A 15,646-nucleotide genomic window follows, 5' to 3' on the forward strand; every position below is an offset into this window, starting at 1 on the left:
TCCATGCAAGACCGGATCCTCGACAACGCCACCCTGGTGCTGCCCGACAGGGTCCAGCGCGGCTGGCTCGCGATCACCGACGGCCGCATCGCCGAGATCGGCGAGGGCCGCGCACCCGAGCGCGGCCTCGACCTCGACGGCGACTACCTGGTCCCGGGCCTCGTCGAGCTGCACACCGACCACCTCGAGAGCCACTACGCCCCCCGCCCCAAGGTGCGCTGGCACCCCCTCGGCGCGGTGCTCGCCTACGACGCGCAGATCGCGGCGTCGGGCATCACCACGGTGTTCGATTCGCTGCGCGCCGGCAGCGACCCGGACGGCAGCGGCCTCGGCCCCGAGCTGATGCAGCTCGCCGGCGCCATCGAGACCGCCAAGGGCGCCGACCTCTTCCGGGCCGACCACCTGACCCACCTGCGCTGCGAGATCCCCTCCGCCGACGTGATCGACACGGTGCGGGACTTCACCGATCGCTACCCCGTCGGGCTGATCTCGCTGATGGACCACACGCCGGGCCAGCGCCAGTTCCGCGACATCGAGAAGTACTACACCTACGCCGCCCGCGGCGGCCGCTCGATCACCGAGATCCAGGCCAACACCGCGATGAAGATCCGCGACGGGAAGGCCTTCAACGCGATCAACCGCCCGGCCCTCGTCGACCTCGCCCACCAGCACGGCATCGCGCTCGCCAGCCACGACGACACCACGCTCGCCGACGTCGATCTCGCCCGGGGCGAGGGCGTGCGGCTTGCCGAGTTCCCGACCACGCTCGAGGCGGCGCAGGCGGCGCGGGAGGCCGGCATCACCGTGATGATGGGCGCGCCGAACCTGATCCGCGGCGGCTCGCATTCCGGCAACGTCGCGGCCGAGGCCCTGGCGCGGGAGGGCCTGCTCGACGTGCTCTCCTCCGACTACGTGCCGGGCAGCCTGGTGATGGCCGCCTTCGGCCTGGCCGAGCGCGTCTCCTCCATCACCCTGCCGGAGGCGATCGCCACCGTCACCGCCAACCCGGCCCGCGCCACGGGCCTGACCGACCGCGGCGCCCTGGCCTCGGGCCTTCGCGCCGATTGCGTGCGGGTGCGCCTTGCCGCGGGCGTGCCGGTGGTGCGCCAGGTCTGGCGCCAGGGGCAGCGGGTGGCCTGATGGGCGCCGGCGGCTTCGTCCTCGTCGTCGGCCCGAGCGGGGCCGGCAAGGACACGCTCCTGCGGCTCGCCCGCGAGGCGCTGGCGGGGGATCCCCGCTACGTCTTCCCGCGCCGCCTCGTCACCCGCCCGCCCTCCATCCACGAGGACAACGAGGCGATCACCGAGGAGGAGTTTTCCCGCGGCGAGGCGGAGGGGCGCTTCACCCTGTCCTGGCGCGCCCACGGCCTCGGCTACGCCCTGCCGGGGACGAGCGCGGCGCTCGCCCGCGAGGGCTGCGTCGTCGTCTGCAACGTCTCGCGGCGGGTGGTGGGCGAGGCGCGCCGGCGCCTGCCCGCCGTCACGGTGGTCGAGGTGACCGCGCCGCCCGAGGTGCTGGCCGCCCGCCTCGCCGCCCGCGGCCGGCGCGAGGACGGGGACCTGGCGGCGCGCCTCTCCCGCTCGGCCTCCGTCGCCGCCGACTGCGTGGTGATGAATGACGGCCCGCCGGAGGCCGGGGCCGACAGGCTCCTCGCCCACCTGCGGGGACGCTGAGGGCCGCTTCCCTTCAGGGAGGGCTTTGCGAAACTTTTCCGCCTCGTCCATGATTTCCGATCCGCCCGCGGCACGTGGGCCGTCCGCCCGTCGGCGGACCGACCGGGAGATCAGGACCACCGTGATGAGCGAACCGCGCGAGACCGAGCTGAAGCTGGATGTCGAGGCCTCCGACCTCGCACGCCTGCGGGAGCACCCGCTGCTCGCCGGGGACTGGACCGAGACGGAGCTGACCTCGGTCTATTTCGACACGCCGGACGGCCGCCTGCACGAGGCGGGCTACACGCTGCGGGTGCGCCGGGACGGCGACCGCCACATCCAGACCGTGAAGGCCCGCGGCGAGGCGGCCGCCGGCCTGTTCGACCGGCCGGAATGGGAGAGCGCCGTGGCCGGGCCGGCTCCTGAGCCCGCCGCCTTCGCCGGCACGCCCATCGCCAAGCTCCTCGACGGCGCCGAGGACCTGCGCCCGCTCTACACCTCCACCGTGACCCGCAGCGTGCGCCGCCTCGCCGCGGACGGCGACGGGGGATCGATCGAGGTCGCCCTCGACCGCGGCCGGGTCTGGGGGCCGGACGACCGGGTCTCCCCGATCAGCGAGATCGAGTTCGAGCTGACCGGCGGCTCGCCGGCCTCCCTGTTCGATCTCGCCCGCTCCCTCGGGGCCGACGTGCCGCTGCGGCTGGGCGTGCTGAGCAAGTTCGAGCGCGGCGACGCCCTGCTGAAGAACCGCCTCGGCCGCGCCGTGAAAGCCGAGCCCGTGGCCCTCGAGCCGGACATGACCGCCGCGCAGGCGTTCCAGGCCGTGACGCTCGCCTGCCTGCGCCAGATGCGCCTCAACGAGACCGTGCTGCTGGCCCACCGCGACGTCGAGGCCCTGCACCAGCTGCGGGTGTCGCTGCGCCGCCTGCGCTCGGCCTTCTCGCTGTTCGGCGGGGTGATCGAGGACCGCCGCATGCCGGCGATCAAGGCCGAGCTGAAGCGATTGAGCGAGCCCTTCGGCCATGCCCGCAACCTCGACGTCTATCTCGGCAAGACCCTGCCCCTCGAGCGCGAGCGGCGCCCGGACGAGGCCGGCCTCCTGATCCTCGAACGCCACCTCGAGACCGAGCGGACGGCCGCCCACGACGCGGTGCGGGGGGTGCTGGAGAGCCGGGAGTGGCGCGACTTCCTCCTCGACCTCGTCGCCTGGATCGAGGCCGGTCCCTGGCTCGGCCCCGACAACCCGGACGCCGCCCGCCGCGACGGCCCGGCCCGGGTCTTCGCCACCGCGGAGCTGGAGCGCCGCCGCCGCCAGGTGAAGAAGCGCGGGCGCCGCCTCGCCGAGCTCGACCCGGAGGCGCGCCACCGGGTCCGCATCGCCGCCAAGAAGCTGCGCTACGGCGCCGAGTTCTTCGCGGCCCTCTACGAGGGCAAGGAGTCGGGCAAGAAGGCCGCCAAGCGCCACAAGGCCTTCGTGGAGGCGCTCGCCGACCTGCAGGACCACCTCGGCGACCTCAACGACATCGCCACCGCCCATTCGCTGGCGGCCGATCTCGCCCGGGGCGCCCCCGAGGGCGCGGTCTTCGCCGCCGGCCTCGCCACCGCCGACGCCGAGGCGCGCACCGCGCACCTGCTGGCGAAGGCCGAGACGGCGCACGAGGCCCTGATCGACCTGCGCCCGTTCTGGCGCTGAAGCGCGCGCCCCGCGCGTCAGGCGCGGGGCATCAGGGCGTAGAGGGTGATCGCGGCGGCGTTCGAGACGTTGAGGCTCTGGATCGCGCCGCGGAACGGGATGCGGGCCATCACGTCGCAGCACTCGCGGGTGCGCTGGCGCAGGCCCTTGCCCTCGGCCCCGAGGACGACCACCAGCGGCGCCCGCGGGCCCACCGCGTCGAGGGTCTCGGGCGCTTCGGAATCGAGCCCGACCCGGGTGAAGCCGCGCTCGCCGAGCTCGATCAGGGCCTCGGCGAGGTTGCGCACCACCACGAAGGGCACGTGCTCGAGCCCGCCCGAGGCGGATTTGGCGAGCACGCCGGTGGCGGCCGGCGAGTGCCGCGCCGTCGTGACGATGGCGGTGACGCCGAACGCCGCCGCGGTGCGCACGATGGCGCCGACATTGTGCGGGTCGGTGATCTGGTCGAGGGCGAGCAGCACCGCGTCGTCGGGCAGCCGGTCGAAGGCCGGACCCTCCAGTGGCTCGGCCTCGAGATAGAGCCCCTGATGCACCGCGTCCGGCCCGAGGAGCCCCGTGATGGTCCCGGGCCGCACGATCTCGGGGGCGATGCGGAGCGCCCCGACTTCCTCCGCAAGGCGCAACGCCGCGTTCTCGGTGGCGAGAAGCCGCCGCAGCTCCCGGTTCGGGTTGCGCAACGCCTCGGCGACCGGGTGCCAGCCATACAGCACCGCCGGTCCCTCCCGCTCGCCCCGCGCGTCCCCCCGTGCCTCGCCGGGCCGCCGCCCCGCGCCGGCCTTGCCCTGCCCGCCACCCCGTCCGCCCGCACGCGGCGCCTGCCTCGTCATCATCCTGTCGTCCCGCCCGCGTTCCAGGCCCCTGCCGGCGCCGACAAGACCCGCCGGCCCGGTCCCGTCAACCCCATCAATCCGGTTGCCCTCCCGGAAGAACCCCACTATAGCTCCCCTCGCCCCGCGCCAGCGCCCTTCGTCTAGCGGTCCAGGACGTCGCCCTTTCACGGCGAAAACACGGGTTCGAGTCCCGTAGGGCGCGCCAACAAAATCAAGCACTTAGCTTGGTCGGCGCGGTTTTCATGTCCAACGGTTGTCCCATATGTCGGTGTGGACAGCGGTAGACTCAGCCGTCTTCGGGAGCTTTGCCGTCCATGTCCGGAGCGGCGTGCGTCAGCGCGATGCGTTCGTCCTCAAGGATGGCGCCGGCCACGTCGAGGCGGGCACGGGCGCGCACCATGTAGGCTTCGGCGAGCTGCCACTGCCGCTCGGCTCGGCGATGGTCCGCGCAGGCGCCACGGGTGAGCCACCGGGCGCGGATGATGCGGAACAGCTTCATCCGATCGGCCCTCCCCACAGGTCATCGGCGTGGGCATCCGTCAACGGCACGCCAGCCGCCGAGAGGATCACCGGTGCCCGTCGTTGCGCCTCAGCCTGGGCGCGCGTCCAGTTGCCGAAGTCGTGCCACTGCGCGCCAGGGTTCGCGCACGGATGGAAGACGCCCTTGGCGTCCTCCCACCCCATCGCGTACCGGACGGCGCGAGCTTCGTGGTGGAGCCATGCCGCATAGGTCGCCATCATGCCGCCGGTGAGCGGCACCGCCGCCGCCGTGGGGCTGCCGATGAGCGTCACGCCGCCGCCGATGAGCGGGAGCGTGGTCAGGCCACGCAGGAAGCCGCGGCGGGAGGACGGGCCGGTCATGCCGCGCCTCCATCCCGCAGACAGTCGCGCACCAGGCTCTCAACGAGCCGATCCGTCCGGTCCATGGTCTTGTGGAAGTTGTCGAGTTCCCTGGCGACGACCCTGGCCTTGGCTGCCCGGCCGGCGGCGCTGAGCGGTGTCGCGGCGATCACCGTCTCCAGCATGTCGTTCAGCCGGTCGCAGTGCGCGTTCAGGGTGTCGTCGTCCCAGTTTTCGACGATGCACTGAGTGTCGATCCAATCCCAGTACCTGACGGCCTCGGTGCAGAGCCGCACGAGTGCGCCGTCCGCTCCGCGGCTGGCGATCGCCGGCACTGGCGCGGCGAATGGCAGGACCGCGAGGGTCGCGAACGCAGCCCGGCGGGAGGTGAGGCGCTCAACCATGGCGCGCCTCCTCGCCCCGGAGCGCGCGGCAGAGGTGCTCGTAGCGCCGGACCTGCTCAACCATGCCGAGATCGTCGCCGAGCCCGTTGTCGTCGCCGGCCTCGCGATCGTCCGGGCTCGGCCAGCCGAACCCTGTCCCGCACAGGTTCAGCTCAGCGTCGCCGCCGTCCTCGAGGTCTGCATCGCCGTCGATCGCATCCAGCAAGGCGATGTCCGCCTCAACGCGGTTGGCGATGGCCGCTCGGATCTCGCCGACGCGCGCCAACTCCACATCCATCTGCGCCGAGAGGTCGACGGCCCTGCCGGACGCCGCGAAGTAGGCCTCAAGCCCCTGGCGCAGAGCGACCAGGGCGGGAGCCTCGGGCTCGGCCTGCCGCATGGCGCGGAGCGCGACCGTGACGGGGCCGACCTGTGCGGAGGGCGAGCGTGAGCGTTCACCGGCACGGGCCGGTGCTGTAGAATGACGGGTAGCCATGGAACGTCCTCTTACGACGTGCGTGGTTAGGGCCGCGGCGAGGGGTAGGATCCTTGCTGCGGCCCGTATTTTGTGCCATCATAAAAGCAACATGTCAATTCGTGACGCCACAAATAAGCGCGGACGCCCTGCTACCGGGAAAGGTGAGCCTGTGACGGTGCGCCTACAGCCGGAGCAGCTTGCGCCCCTCGACGCCTGGATTGCCGACCAGCCCGACCCAAAACCCTCCCGCCCGGAAGCCATTCGTGAGGCGGTTGCCGAGCACCTCAAGGCGAAGGGCTATCTGAAGTGAGACGTTCCCTCATCGTAGCCGCGCTCGTCGCGTTCTGCGTCAGCTTTGCCGGACAGGCGGTCGCCCAGGTGAACCGTGAGTACTTCAGCTATCCGGTCGGGCTTGATCCCCGCGGAGATAACTGGGTCGCCTTGCGCACCCTCCCGAGCTTGAACGAAGGATCAAGGGTCGCGCGTCTCGGACCCGATACCCTGTTCAGGGAACTCGATCGGCAGGGCGCCTGGGTCCGGGTTCGCCTGATCAGCGGTGAGACCGGCTGGGTCCATGGTCGGTACGTCGGTTGCTGCCGCACCGTTGCAGTCGCCGGTCAGAGAAGCGAACCTAATGGCGTCATCTCTTGCGATGACCTCTGGTACGAGCGGAACGCGATTTTCAAGGCCGCGGGCTACTGCTTCCGCTCAGCGCGAGGGATCCAAATTTTCGGGAACGCAGGCTGTCGGTTCGACGACGAGGCCGACGTGCCGCTCTCAGCAAGGCAGCGCGCACGGGTCGCCGAGTCGCTGGCGTCTGAAAGACGACTCGGCTGCGGCCCATAACCCAAAGCCCTCGCGGCCGGAGGCGATCCGGGAGCCACTGGCGGAGCACCTTAAGGCAAAGGGATATCTCAAGTGATGATGCGGATGCGCGCTGGGTTCGTGGTTTTGATCACCGCCCTCATGGCCCCTTTCTCACTTTCCGCGCAACCAGCGCTAGATCGCACTCCCGTGTCTGAGGTTTATACTGGACCGAAGCGTCTACCCGATTTTTCCGGCAGCGACCGCGAATATCGCAGCTACCGGTCCCGGATTGTGGAAGGCATCAAGGCTGGGCCAAACTTCGCAGGCCAGTATAGTTTAATTGTGTTCGGCTGCGGCACTGGGTGCCGCCTTGTCATGCTCGCGGATGTCAAGACTGGTCAGCAATATAAATTTCCGCTGGGTGGCGAAGACGACATGTACCTTGATCTAAAGTTCAATATCAGCAGCAGAACGGTATTTGCTCAATGGGAAAACAGAGAACGCTGCATGCGTGAACTATTAACTTGGACAGGCTCATCCTTCGCGCGAACGGGCGCGAAAGACATTGGCGCTAGCGAAAAGTGCTCTCTGTAATACTGCTGCAATCAACATCACATCGAGGTGATGCACATACTGGCTGGTAATCGTGCCGCCAGCCTGCCCGAGCATCGCCCCGATGGTGCTGTCGCTGTAGCCGAAAACTCGCGGCCGCCGCGGCCGTCCTGGCGAACGCCTACAGCACGGAGGTGCTGGCGTGGGAGGATGGCTCACCCGGGCAGCGGCGGAACGCGGTGAGGACTGAGATCCTGCCGGCGCCGGACGAATGACCAACAACCCAGTCACCGGGGTCTACACTTGGCCTGAGCACGGCCCGGACTTTGTCGCGGTGTTCAGCCTCAAAGGAGCAGGATACGTCACGACTTGACTATCCTACCCACCGTTCTCGAATGATCCCGTGTCGATCTGCCGAGCGCAAAATTGCAACACTCAGGCGAGTCGATGCTCGCCCAGAGCACACATGGTTGCACGCACCATGCTACTTGGTATCTATGACTCGGTAGCGGAGTGTTTGAGCTGTGGCAAACGTCTACACTTATAGCTTCAATGGAACCCTTCCTAGGACATTGACATCAGGCGGAGGGGTGCAGTCTCTATCCATTAACGGAATATTTACTGTGGATTATACTGATACTAACCCGCGGATTTACAATGTTACTGCGAGGGTAAATAATTCTATTACTTCAAACGGGCAAATTGATCAGTCGACAAATACTGACGGCTCGACCACTTACTTTGCGCGTTTCGATTTATTTAATTCTATAGCTAGCACACAGATACTTGACGTTTCATATATTGGCCGAGAACCAGAAATTTTCTTGAATGCCAGGTATCAGAACGTTGGTCTATGATCTTTCGCTTATACGTACTCTTCCCAGAATGTACCGGTCGCAAACCAGCCAATAAATAATCCGCCTTGCTTTGCTGAGGGTACAGGTATTCGCGTAGTGCGCGACGGACGCGTAATAGACGTGGCCGTCGAGCAGTTAGGCATCGGGGACGTTGTTATCACGGCACCCGGCGAGCAGCGCCCAATCGTCTGGCTTGGGCACCGGACTATAGACTGCACGCGCCACCCGCGACCTGAAGCGGTATGGCCCATCCGCGTCTTGCCTAACGCCTTCGGTGAAGGGCTACCCGATCGCGACCTGTTCCTCTCCCCCGACCATGCCGTGCGCGTCACCGTGCTCGACGACGTCCTGATCCCGGTCAAGCACCTGCTGAACGACGCCACCGTCGCTCAGGTGCCGGTGGATCAAGTCACCTACTGGCACGTCGAACTCGACAGCCACGATATCCTGCTCGCCGAGGGGCTGCCCGCCGAGAGCTTCCTCGATACCGGCGTGCGCGCCGGCTTCGAGAACGGGCCCGCGCACATGGTGCTGCACCCCGACTTCAGCCCGCTCTCCCTTGACGATTTCTGCCTGCCGCTGGTGCAGGACGGTCCGATCGTCGACGCCGTGCGCACCCGGCTCATCGCCCGCGCCATGGCTCTGGGCTGGCGCCTGACGAGCGAGGACGACCTGCACGTCCTGGCCGACGGCGTCGCGATCCGGCCGGAGCGGGACGGGGCGCTCGCCCGGTTCCGCCTGCCGGCCGGCGCGCGCGACGTGCGGCTTGTGTCGCGCTCGTTCGTGCCGGAGCGGGTGCGGGTGGGAGCGGGCGACGGCCGGCGCCTCGGCGTGCCGGTGCGGGGCGTGGCGGTGATCGACGGCCACGGCGTGACGCGCGCGCTGCCGATCGATAGCGGTCTCCTGGAAGCCGGCTTCTCGTTCGTGCAGGACGGCGAGTGGCGCTGGACGACAGGCGACGCGATTTTGCCGGCGGTCCTGTGGGCCGGCTGCACGGGCAGTGTGACGCTGACCGTCGAGACCGCGCCTGACCGCGGCACTCTGCACGCCTGGCTGGCACCGCCGGCTCAAGCCGAGATCGCGGCCGCGCTGGCTGCATAGGCCAGACAACAAAACGCCCCGCTCGGCGGCTGCCGGCGGGGCTGAAGATGGTAGACACCTTGGAAGTGATCGGCCAACGGGTCGCTGCTAGTGCGGTTCCTGTACGCGCCCCGCGATGATCTTACCCGGCCACCACCGCGTGTCCTGGGTGAGCACCTACCGCACCGCTCCCTGTGCGTTCCGCATGTTAAACTCTTGGAACCGGGTCAGGCCTCGAACAGCAGCATCCGCCGTGTCCGTGGCGCTCGCGCCGCCCTGGACGTTCATGGTCACGTTCATGGGCATGTTCATCGTCTTGGTCCGGTCCTTGAGCCTGCCGATGAAGCCGCGACGGAACGGCTCCAGCGCGCCCTTGCCCGTCGCGCCGGGCGAGACGCCACCCGCACCACCTCCGCCGCCGGTCCAGTCCGGCATGGCGCCAGCGCCGGACCAGTCCTCCATCCGGAAGCCGCCCTTGATGCCCGCGCCGAGTGCAGCCGCGACCTTGTCGATCCCGACGAGCTGGATCAGCTTGACGATCCACTCATAGGCGCGCTTCACCATGTCGCCGAGGTCGGAGAAGAGCTGCTTCAGCTCCTTCAGCAGCCCAGACAGGCCACCGGCCGCGTCGAAGTCGTCGCCGAGCTTTTTGCTAATCAGGGAGACGAACGGCTCGACGACCTCATAGGCGCTCTTTGCCGCTCGCTCGACGACTTCGATGCCTTTGCCGACCTGGGTCCAGAAAGCGTTGATCTGCGGGCCATGGGCGACGACCCATTCCCGCATGTAATCCAGCAGCTTCGTGATGATCGGGAAGAAGGTCGCGGCGATGCGCTCGCTCAGCGCCTCCATCACCGACAGGAACGAGCGCCACGACTGCGACAGGGCCTTGCCCTGCTCGGTCATCTCCTTCGTATTGGTGCCGAGCGCCTTGGTGGTGCGCTCGTACTCGTCCCGGTATCGCCTCAGTGCGTCGGGCTGGTCGCGGAGAAGCTGGAAAGTCTTCTCGTCCAACCCGAGGGCCGAGGCGTACTGGTACGCGATCTCGTACCGCTGGCCTTTGAAGACCTTGCCAAGGTCGGTGAGGATGTCGACCGTGTCGCGAAGCCGGCCGTTCTCCCGGGTCGCCACCCCGAGCTTCCGCGCCATGCTCTCATAGCCGGGGTTCGTCCGGATGTTCTTGGCGAAGGCCTCGAGGCTGCCCACGGCGGCGCCGTAGGAGCCACCGAGCTGCGAGACGGCATAGGCCAGCCCGCGCAGGTTGTTGATGGACGCGCCGGTACGCTGAGAGGCGTAGAACAGATCCTCGAACGAGGCGGCCATCTTGACCGCCGCCGCCGCCGCCGTGGCTGCCGCCGCGAGCGCCAGGCTGAGCGACGCGACCGCCTTCTCAGCCTTGGCGATCCCGTCGAGGAACCGGCGCTTGCTGGCCTCGTCCTCGCGGTATCCAATTGAGATCAAAAAGGATTTTAAAATATCGTCGGCCATCATGCGGCTCCGTCATCAATAGCGTCGGGGCCAAGGAATGCATCGCGCAGCACACCGCGCCCCTTGATCGCCATCAGGCTGCTGAGCAACACATCGGCGAGCGAGTGCGCGCTTCGTAGTGCGTTCCCCAGGTCGCCATCGGCGTCGTTGACGGACGCGATCTCGACCACGACGCTGCCGGCGCGCAGGGTGATTTCCAGCGGCGCCGGCTCATCACCTGGCGGCTGCATCAGCAGCACCTCAAGCTCGCCAATCGCGCCAAGTCGATAGATCTGGTGGAGGTCGCGGCTAGAAAGTCGGGTCGGGAATTGCAGAACTTCGCTCATCCGCAAGCCTCTGGTGAAGATGCCGGCCGCCGGCCTATGCAGAGGGCCGCGCCGGCTGTCGTCGTTACTTCCGGCGCCACTGAACGACTTGGCGCCATCGGCGGCCCTGACGGCGCCGATCGGGTGGGCCTCACTCCCCGGTTTCGGGGAGCGGGCAATCGGGATCGTGGAGAAGGCGCCGCATCGCGTCTTCCCAGGCGAGTTGCTCGGCCGTCTCCGGCAGGTAGTGGCACCGCTCGAACATGGCGGAGCGGCCCAGGCTGTCAGCCTCGTCCAGCAAGGCGCGCTCCGCGGCGCCGATGTTCGGGCCGGTGTGCTCCGCGCGCAGGGCATTCAGCACGCGGGCGAGGCCGATCAACTCGTGCTGGCGCGGCCTGAACCGATCTATTAGACCGGGAAGGGCCTCCTGCAGGACGGCAGCCCGTGCCTCGCGTACGCTCTCGTCGGCCCAGCGCAGGCGCTCGCTCGCGCGGTCCAGCGCGGCCCTGATGCTCTCGTGCGCGACCTTGAGCCGGGATCGCTCCTGCTCAGCCGCCTCCACGTTGGCGTGCGCTTCCTTGACCGGCGCGTCAGGGTCGATCGTCTCGCCGCGCAGCAGGGCGGCAACCACGTCGTCTTGCGAGACAGGCCGCGCCTCTGCCTGAATGCGCTGCGCCTCCCAAAACGCCTGATCGGCCGCGAGGCGCCGCCCCTCGACCTCGTTCAGCGCCTTCAGCGCGTCGTCGCGAGCCTGCCGCGCGGCCGAGCGCCGTTCGATCTGCTCCGCAAGGGCGGCTCGCGACGGACCGCGCGATACCTCTTGCTTGACCCGTGCCATCGCCATGCCGGTCACCCGAGGCGGTGCATGTGCGGGAAGGTCTTGGCCGCCTCGGCGTAGGTCTCGCTCCTGCCGACCGCGGTCTGCTGGCGGCCCTTGCGGACGCCGTGCCGGGTCTTGGCGTCCATCGCCAGCCACGCGCCGCGGGTGCCGCGCGCGCTGTCCTCTGCCAGGTTCTCGGCCCGGCCCTCGCCGGCCAGCAAAGCGTCAAGCTCCGCTAGGTCCGGCTCGGACAGCTTGGACATCAGAAACTTGATGACGGTTTCCATTTCGGTCGGACCCATTTCGGTCACTCCTGTTCGACGAAGGTCATGCCTTGACTTGAGTTACTGCTATCCTACGTCCTAGTAGAAGGAACGCCGTTCCCGCCATGAACGGATCGGAAATCTTCGCTGGTGCGGCGCTCCGAACGCCATGGCCTGTTCCTTCGTCACGATGATCGGCTGCGCGCGCTGGGAGAGGGTCACCAGGGCACCGGCCACCGCATTCGCCACGTCGTCGTGAGCGCCGCGGGGATGATCGATGCTGTCGCGACCGCCGCGCGCCGTCCGACGCTCCAGGTTCACGATCTGCGTCCGCAGCCGCTGGTGATCGAGCAGCGACGCCCGCCCGCTGTTCAGCATCGGCAGCAGATCGCGGTACAGGTCAGACTTCGTCTTCTCGGACACGACGTACTGGATGCCGTGGACCTTGAAGCGCTCGCGCGGCCACTCGCCCGCATACCGGTCGCCGATCACGTGGCTGATCTTGTAGCTCTTCAGCAGGGCGGCGAAGTCCTCCACCACCTGATCCGGCGAGAAGGGCGGGCGGCATTCCCGGACGGCGTCGAGCACCACCGCGTCACCCTCCGGGTGGGCGATTGCCAACGTCATGCTGTCGCCCGAGCCGCCCGACGGATCCACGAAGGCGACGTGGCCCTTGCTCGGCGGGCGCTCGAACACGTCGACCGCAATGCAGGCGTCCACCACGTCGAGGCTGACGAAACGCTCCACGTCGGTCCGGAATTCGGCCCCGTACTCGGCAGCCGCGGCGGCCGGGTCGCGCTCGTATGCCTCGTCTATTAGGCGCTGGGGCACGCTCGGGTTCATCACCCGGGTCGGCGCGCGCCAGACCAGCACGTTCGGGTCATCCTTCCCGAAGTACCGATTGAAGGCGTCCCAGAGAGCACCGCGGCGGGCGTACGGGCTGGAGGCGCACAGCAGCATCCCGTTCGGGATTGTCGCCATGGCGGGCCGCAGCGCGTCGAGGATGGCGAAGTCAGGATCGGCAGCGTCCTCCGTGGGCCAGAACGCCATCTCGTCCAGCACGCCCGCCACGAGGGTCCGGCCGCGCACCGATCGGAACGAAGACGTGCCTACTTCGATCGTCACTCGGTTAGTCAGGTCGAACTCGTCTGCGGTCTCGCGCTCCACGAGGCGGGCCAGCATCGGGACTTCGGTGAGCAGCGCGCGCAGATAGTTGAGGATCGCGCGGGCCTGCTTGCGGTCCGTGGCGATGATCAGGATCGTCGCCCGCTCGCCGGGCTGGAGGTACGGCCGGTAGTCGCGGAAGCAGCTCAGGAACACCGCGATGAGGGCCAGCACGAAGCTCTTGCCGGCGCGACGGCCACAGATCAGCCACGCCTCACTGTAGGGTGCCTCAGGAGCCGTCTGGCGGCCCGTACAGGCCCGGTAGACCTCGGCCTCGGCCTCGGACAGCGGCAGGCCGAACAGTGCGCTCAGGAACGCCCTCCACGCGGCCCAAGTGCCTTCGTCCCGGAACCAGCGGGCGAACAAGTTGGCATCGGACATGGCCTGGAGCAGGTTCATGCCGCCGTGCCCTCGATGTAGCGGGCAAGGTCGGGCGTAACGTCGCGCGGGCGCCGCCTCAGGCCGATGGCCTCCAGCAGCCGGCGCAGGTTGCCTGCGGTGCGCTGGTACAGGTCGAGGGCATCAGCGCTCGCCTCCCCTGCCGTAGCGAAGGCCACCTCCATCCGCTCCAGTTCGACCGTGAGGGTAGCGACGCGGCGAACGATGGACTTCTCGGCCTCAGACACCGCGCCTTCCCCGCCGAGGTCGGCGATGTGGAGCGCGATGAGATCCCGCATCCGGCGTGCCCAGAGCGAACGGCCGTCCACGTCCGGAAGCAGGGACGTGCCGTTGGTCACACGCGATCTATGCGGGCGCTTCCGAAGGCCAAGGGTGGGGCTATCCAACGTCGTTCCGCCGGGCTTATGGGACAAACGTTGGACAAGGCTATCACGAGGTTCCGGCTAAGTCATTGAACATGTTTGTTTTTGTATGTCTATGGCTGTCTAAGTTATCGCCTTGTGTAAGCGAAAATCGACGTTCTGCCGGGCGATGCGTGCCTGGATCCGCGCTCAGGATTTTCAACTCAAATACCATGCTGACGCGACAGCCGACCCTCGGCGCCCGATTTGGGCCCGTGGCCACGGCTGCACGCAACAATCGGAGCAATAACGGCGCAAACAACCTTAACCATAAGCCCGCGTCAGAGCAGCCGGCCAACGGCTGTCGGCGATGAGGGGAACGACGATGCTCAAGACCATGCGCGAGACTATGACTGTCCCGGACCGCATCATTGCCTTCGGCGTGATGACTGGCCTTGCGATCGTGCTGGTGCAGTACGCCCGCATGCTGGCGCTGCCCGCGCACTTCGTCTGAGGGGCGCGACGGGACTAAAGCACGGGCCAGCCGCGGCGACCGTTGGTGCTGAGCCTTCCCAGCTGAATGTGCCGCTACACACATACGCACGGATGATGATCCACGAAGCTCTGTCTTGTTCGAAGCGCAAAACCTGCTGCTGAGAGCAACAGAGGAGATCATTCCATGACGATGCTGAAGCTGCTCGGAGCCGCCGCTATTGTTGCCACCGGGATCGGGGCTGCGTCCTCGGCCCAGGCCTATGATGGCTGCGGCTGGGGCTATCACATGAATGCGTGGGGCCACTGCCGCCCGAACTATCGTCCCTACTATGCGCCCCGGCCGGTCTACTACGGCTATCGCCCGTACTACCGCCCGTACGTCCGCCCCCACCTTCCTTTCTTGGGCGGATACGGCGTCTCCTGGCGGGCGTACTGAGCCATCGAGATCACTTCCGGCGACGGGCCTTGCGAAAGCCGGCCCGTCGCCTGCTTCCGACTGTTCGCCGCGTGAGGGTTGGTCCGCGCCTGTGCGCCATGCCGGGCGGCCATACAGAAAGCTTAGCTGGTGACGGGTGACGCTTAGTGACGCGTCAGAGCCAATTATCGCCCTGTACGCGCGCACGCGTATACGGGTGGAACAGGAATTACGCGTCATCATGCGTCACCCGTCACCTTGGCCGTAAGAGTGCTCGGGGCGGAGGCGCACGAAGGCGAACCCGCGGGCGGCCTTGGTCCTGTGCTGCGGGAACCCCTTCCGCCGCATGGCCGGACCGAAGCCCTTCACCGTCCCGGGGTCATCACCGGCCGCCTTGGCGTAGACCGACCACGACGCGAACAGGTCGGTGGTCCGATCCCACACGCTCGCATCGCCCTGGCGCACGTCGCACTTCTCAGCGAGCCACTGACCCATCAGGTCCTGTTCTGCGAAGTACGCCTCCGTGGCGTCCACCACGCTCTCAGGGCGCACCAGGCCGTTCATCTGCCAGTCGAGGCAGCCTTCGATCATCCATCGCAGGATGGCCGGCCACTCGGCCTTCAGTTTCTCCTCGAGCTGCCGATCGGGCGCCTCGGGCTTGCGGATGAAAGGCACGATGTTGAAGCGCCGGCGGCCGCGTCATCCACTGGGGTTGCCCCGTTTCTGTGGTTCTTGCTCATTTTGCGTGGATCAGGCGGCCAGAACCATGCGGCGCTTCAGGAGA

General features: G+C 67.8%; 21 protein-coding genes, 1 tRNA gene and 1 pseudogene. 11 read left to right on the forward strand and 12 right to left on the reverse strand.

Annotated features, from left to right (window positions below):
* The first annotated feature begins 3 nt into the window (after positions 1 to 3).
* The 3 genes from EU555_RS24880 (at position 4) to EU555_RS24890 (ending at position 3,345) form a co-directional block, all read left to right on the forward strand.
* A complete protein-coding gene (locus tag EU555_RS24880; protein ID WP_135417907.1) occupies positions 4 to 1,140 on the forward strand; it encodes an alpha-D-ribose 1-methylphosphonate 5-triphosphate diphosphatase in 1,137 nt (378 codons plus the stop codon).
* The gene (gene phnN, locus EU555_RS24885; RefSeq protein WP_135417908.1) at positions 1,140 to 1,673 is read left to right on the forward strand and encodes a phosphonate metabolism protein/1,5-bisphosphokinase (PRPP-forming) PhnN; all 534 of its coding nucleotides are present in this window, start codon (positions 1,140 to 1,142) and stop codon (positions 1,671 to 1,673) included. The genes EU555_RS24880 and phnN overlap by 1 nt, the downstream gene beginning before the upstream one ends.
* Before the next feature lie 124 nt (positions 1,674 to 1,797).
* Complete coding sequence (locus tag EU555_RS24890; RefSeq protein WP_135417909.1) at positions 1,798 to 3,345, forward strand: CYTH and CHAD domain-containing protein; 1,548 nt, start codon at positions 1,798 to 1,800, stop codon at positions 3,343 to 3,345.
* A gap of 17 nt (positions 3,346 to 3,362) precedes the next feature.
* On the opposite strand, the gene rlmB is transcribed toward EU555_RS24890, so the two are convergent.
* Positions 3,363 to 4,175, reverse strand: a complete 813-nt coding sequence (gene rlmB / locus EU555_RS24895) for a 23S rRNA (guanosine(2251)-2'-O)-methyltransferase RlmB (protein ID WP_245524471.1) — start codon at positions 4,173 to 4,175, stop codon at positions 3,363 to 3,365.
* 129 nt (positions 4,176 to 4,304) lie between these two features.
* On the opposite strand from rlmB, the gene EU555_RS24900 reads away from it, so the two are divergent.
* Positions 4,305 to 4,380 (forward strand) — tRNA-Glu (locus EU555_RS24900).
* Positions 4,381 to 4,461: 81 nt separating this feature from the next.
* On the opposite strand, the gene EU555_RS24905 is transcribed toward EU555_RS24900, so the two are convergent.
* Genes EU555_RS24905 through EU555_RS24920 form a run of 4 tightly spaced genes read right to left on the reverse strand, consistent with a single transcriptional unit; the run spans position 4,462 to position 5,798 of the window.
* Positions 4,462 to 4,674: a hypothetical protein gene (locus EU555_RS24905; RefSeq protein WP_135417910.1), complete on the reverse strand. Its 213-nt coding sequence runs from the start codon at positions 4,672 to 4,674 to the stop codon at positions 4,462 to 4,464.
* Positions 4,671 to 5,036, reverse strand: a complete 366-nt coding sequence (locus EU555_RS24910) for a hypothetical protein (protein WP_135417911.1) — start codon at positions 5,034 to 5,036, stop codon at positions 4,671 to 4,673. Before EU555_RS24910 ends, EU555_RS24905 begins: the two co-directional genes overlap by 4 nt.
* Positions 5,033 to 5,419, reverse strand: coding sequence for a hypothetical protein (locus tag EU555_RS24915; RefSeq protein ID WP_135417912.1), 387 nt, complete (start codon positions 5,417 to 5,419; stop codon positions 5,033 to 5,035). The genes EU555_RS24910 and EU555_RS24915 overlap by 4 nt, the downstream gene beginning before the upstream one ends.
* Positions 5,412 to 5,798 (reverse strand): hypothetical protein, encoded by a 387-nt coding sequence (locus EU555_RS24920; RefSeq protein WP_167858653.1) that lies wholly within the window; start codon positions 5,796 to 5,798, stop codon positions 5,412 to 5,414. The genes EU555_RS24915 and EU555_RS24920 overlap by 8 nt, the downstream gene beginning before the upstream one ends.
* A gap of 247 nt (positions 5,799 to 6,045) precedes the next feature.
* Between EU555_RS24920 and EU555_RS24925 the strand changes: the two genes are divergently transcribed.
* The 5 genes and pseudogenes from EU555_RS24925 to EU555_RS24945 all read left to right on the forward strand — a co-directional run bounded on the left by EU555_RS24925 (position 6,046) and on the right by EU555_RS24945 (position 9,193).
* Positions 6,046 to 6,186, forward strand: coding sequence for a ribbon-helix-helix domain-containing protein (locus EU555_RS24925; RefSeq protein ID WP_245524472.1), 141 nt, complete (start codon positions 6,046 to 6,048; stop codon positions 6,184 to 6,186).
* 68 nt (positions 6,187 to 6,254) lie between these two features.
* Positions 6,255 to 6,452 (forward strand): annotated as a pseudogene (locus tag EU555_RS37175) (SH3 domain-containing protein); the annotation flags it as partial.
* A 66-nt stretch (positions 6,453 to 6,518) separates the two neighbouring features.
* Positions 6,519 to 6,722, forward strand: a complete 204-nt coding sequence (locus tag EU555_RS24935) for a YARHG domain-containing protein (protein WP_135417934.1) — start codon at positions 6,519 to 6,521, stop codon at positions 6,720 to 6,722.
* Between the two features lie 75 nt (positions 6,723 to 6,797).
* Positions 6,798 to 7,277: a hypothetical protein gene (locus tag EU555_RS24940; RefSeq protein WP_135417915.1), complete on the forward strand. Its 480-nt coding sequence runs from the start codon at positions 6,798 to 6,800 to the stop codon at positions 7,275 to 7,277.
* 866 nt (positions 7,278 to 8,143) lie between these two features.
* The gene (locus EU555_RS24945; RefSeq protein ID WP_281041312.1) at positions 8,144 to 9,193 is read left to right on the forward strand and encodes a Hint domain-containing protein; all 1,050 of its coding nucleotides are present in this window, start codon (positions 8,144 to 8,146) and stop codon (positions 9,191 to 9,193) included.
* Between the two features lie 156 nt (positions 9,194 to 9,349).
* Here the strand turns inward: EU555_RS24945 and EU555_RS24950 are convergent, their stop codons facing one another.
* The 6 genes from EU555_RS24950 to EU555_RS24975 all read right to left on the reverse strand — a co-directional run bounded on the left by EU555_RS24950 (position 9,350) and on the right by EU555_RS24975 (position 13,949).
* Entirely contained in the window at positions 9,350 to 10,663 is a 1,314-nt protein-coding gene (locus tag EU555_RS24950; RefSeq protein ID WP_135417917.1) for a hypothetical protein, read from the reverse strand.
* Positions 10,660 to 10,986: a hypothetical protein gene (locus EU555_RS24955; protein ID WP_135417918.1), complete on the reverse strand. Its 327-nt coding sequence runs from the start codon at positions 10,984 to 10,986 to the stop codon at positions 10,660 to 10,662. Before EU555_RS24955 ends, EU555_RS24950 begins: the two co-directional genes overlap by 4 nt.
* Positions 10,987 to 11,116: 130 nt before the next feature.
* On the reverse strand, positions 11,117 to 11,809 hold the full coding sequence (locus tag EU555_RS24960; RefSeq protein ID WP_135417919.1) for a hypothetical protein: 693 nt from the start codon (positions 11,807 to 11,809) through the stop codon (positions 11,117 to 11,119).
* A gap of 5 nt (positions 11,810 to 11,814) precedes the next feature.
* A complete protein-coding gene (locus EU555_RS24965; protein WP_135417920.1) occupies positions 11,815 to 12,087 on the reverse strand; it encodes a hypothetical protein in 273 nt (90 codons plus the stop codon).
* Between the two features lie 60 nt (positions 12,088 to 12,147).
* Complete coding sequence (locus EU555_RS24970; RefSeq protein WP_135417921.1) at positions 12,148 to 13,611, reverse strand: hypothetical protein; 1,464 nt, start codon at positions 13,609 to 13,611, stop codon at positions 12,148 to 12,150.
* A complete protein-coding gene (locus tag EU555_RS24975) occupies positions 13,608 to 13,949 on the reverse strand; it encodes a hypothetical protein (protein WP_245524474.1) in 342 nt (113 codons plus the stop codon). The genes EU555_RS24970 and EU555_RS24975 overlap by 4 nt, the downstream gene beginning before the upstream one ends.
* Positions 13,950 to 14,337: 388 nt before the next feature.
* Here EU555_RS24975 and EU555_RS37520 point away from each other — a divergent pair, with 388 nt between their 5' ends.
* Positions 14,338 to 14,466: a hypothetical protein gene (locus EU555_RS37520; protein WP_281041309.1), complete on the forward strand. Its 129-nt coding sequence runs from the start codon at positions 14,338 to 14,340 to the stop codon at positions 14,464 to 14,466.
* A 165-nt stretch (positions 14,467 to 14,631) separates the two neighbouring features.
* Positions 14,632 to 14,883 (forward strand): GCG_CRPN prefix-to-repeats domain-containing protein, encoded by a 252-nt coding sequence (locus EU555_RS24980; protein WP_135417923.1) that lies wholly within the window; start codon positions 14,632 to 14,634, stop codon positions 14,881 to 14,883.
* Between the two features lie 225 nt (positions 14,884 to 15,108).
* On the opposite strand, the gene EU555_RS24985 is transcribed toward EU555_RS24980, so the two are convergent.
* Positions 15,109 to 15,537 carry a hypothetical protein gene (locus tag EU555_RS24985; protein WP_342636497.1) on the reverse strand — a complete coding sequence of 143 codons (429 nt, stop codon included), beginning with the start codon at positions 15,535 to 15,537 and terminating at the stop codon, positions 15,109 to 15,111.
* Positions 15,538 to 15,646 lie beyond the last annotated feature (109 nt).

The organism is Methylobacterium nonmethylotrophicum (genome assembly GCF_004745635.1).
Taxonomy (GTDB): domain Bacteria; phylum Pseudomonadota; class Alphaproteobacteria; order Rhizobiales; family Beijerinckiaceae; genus Methylobacterium; species Methylobacterium nonmethylotrophicum.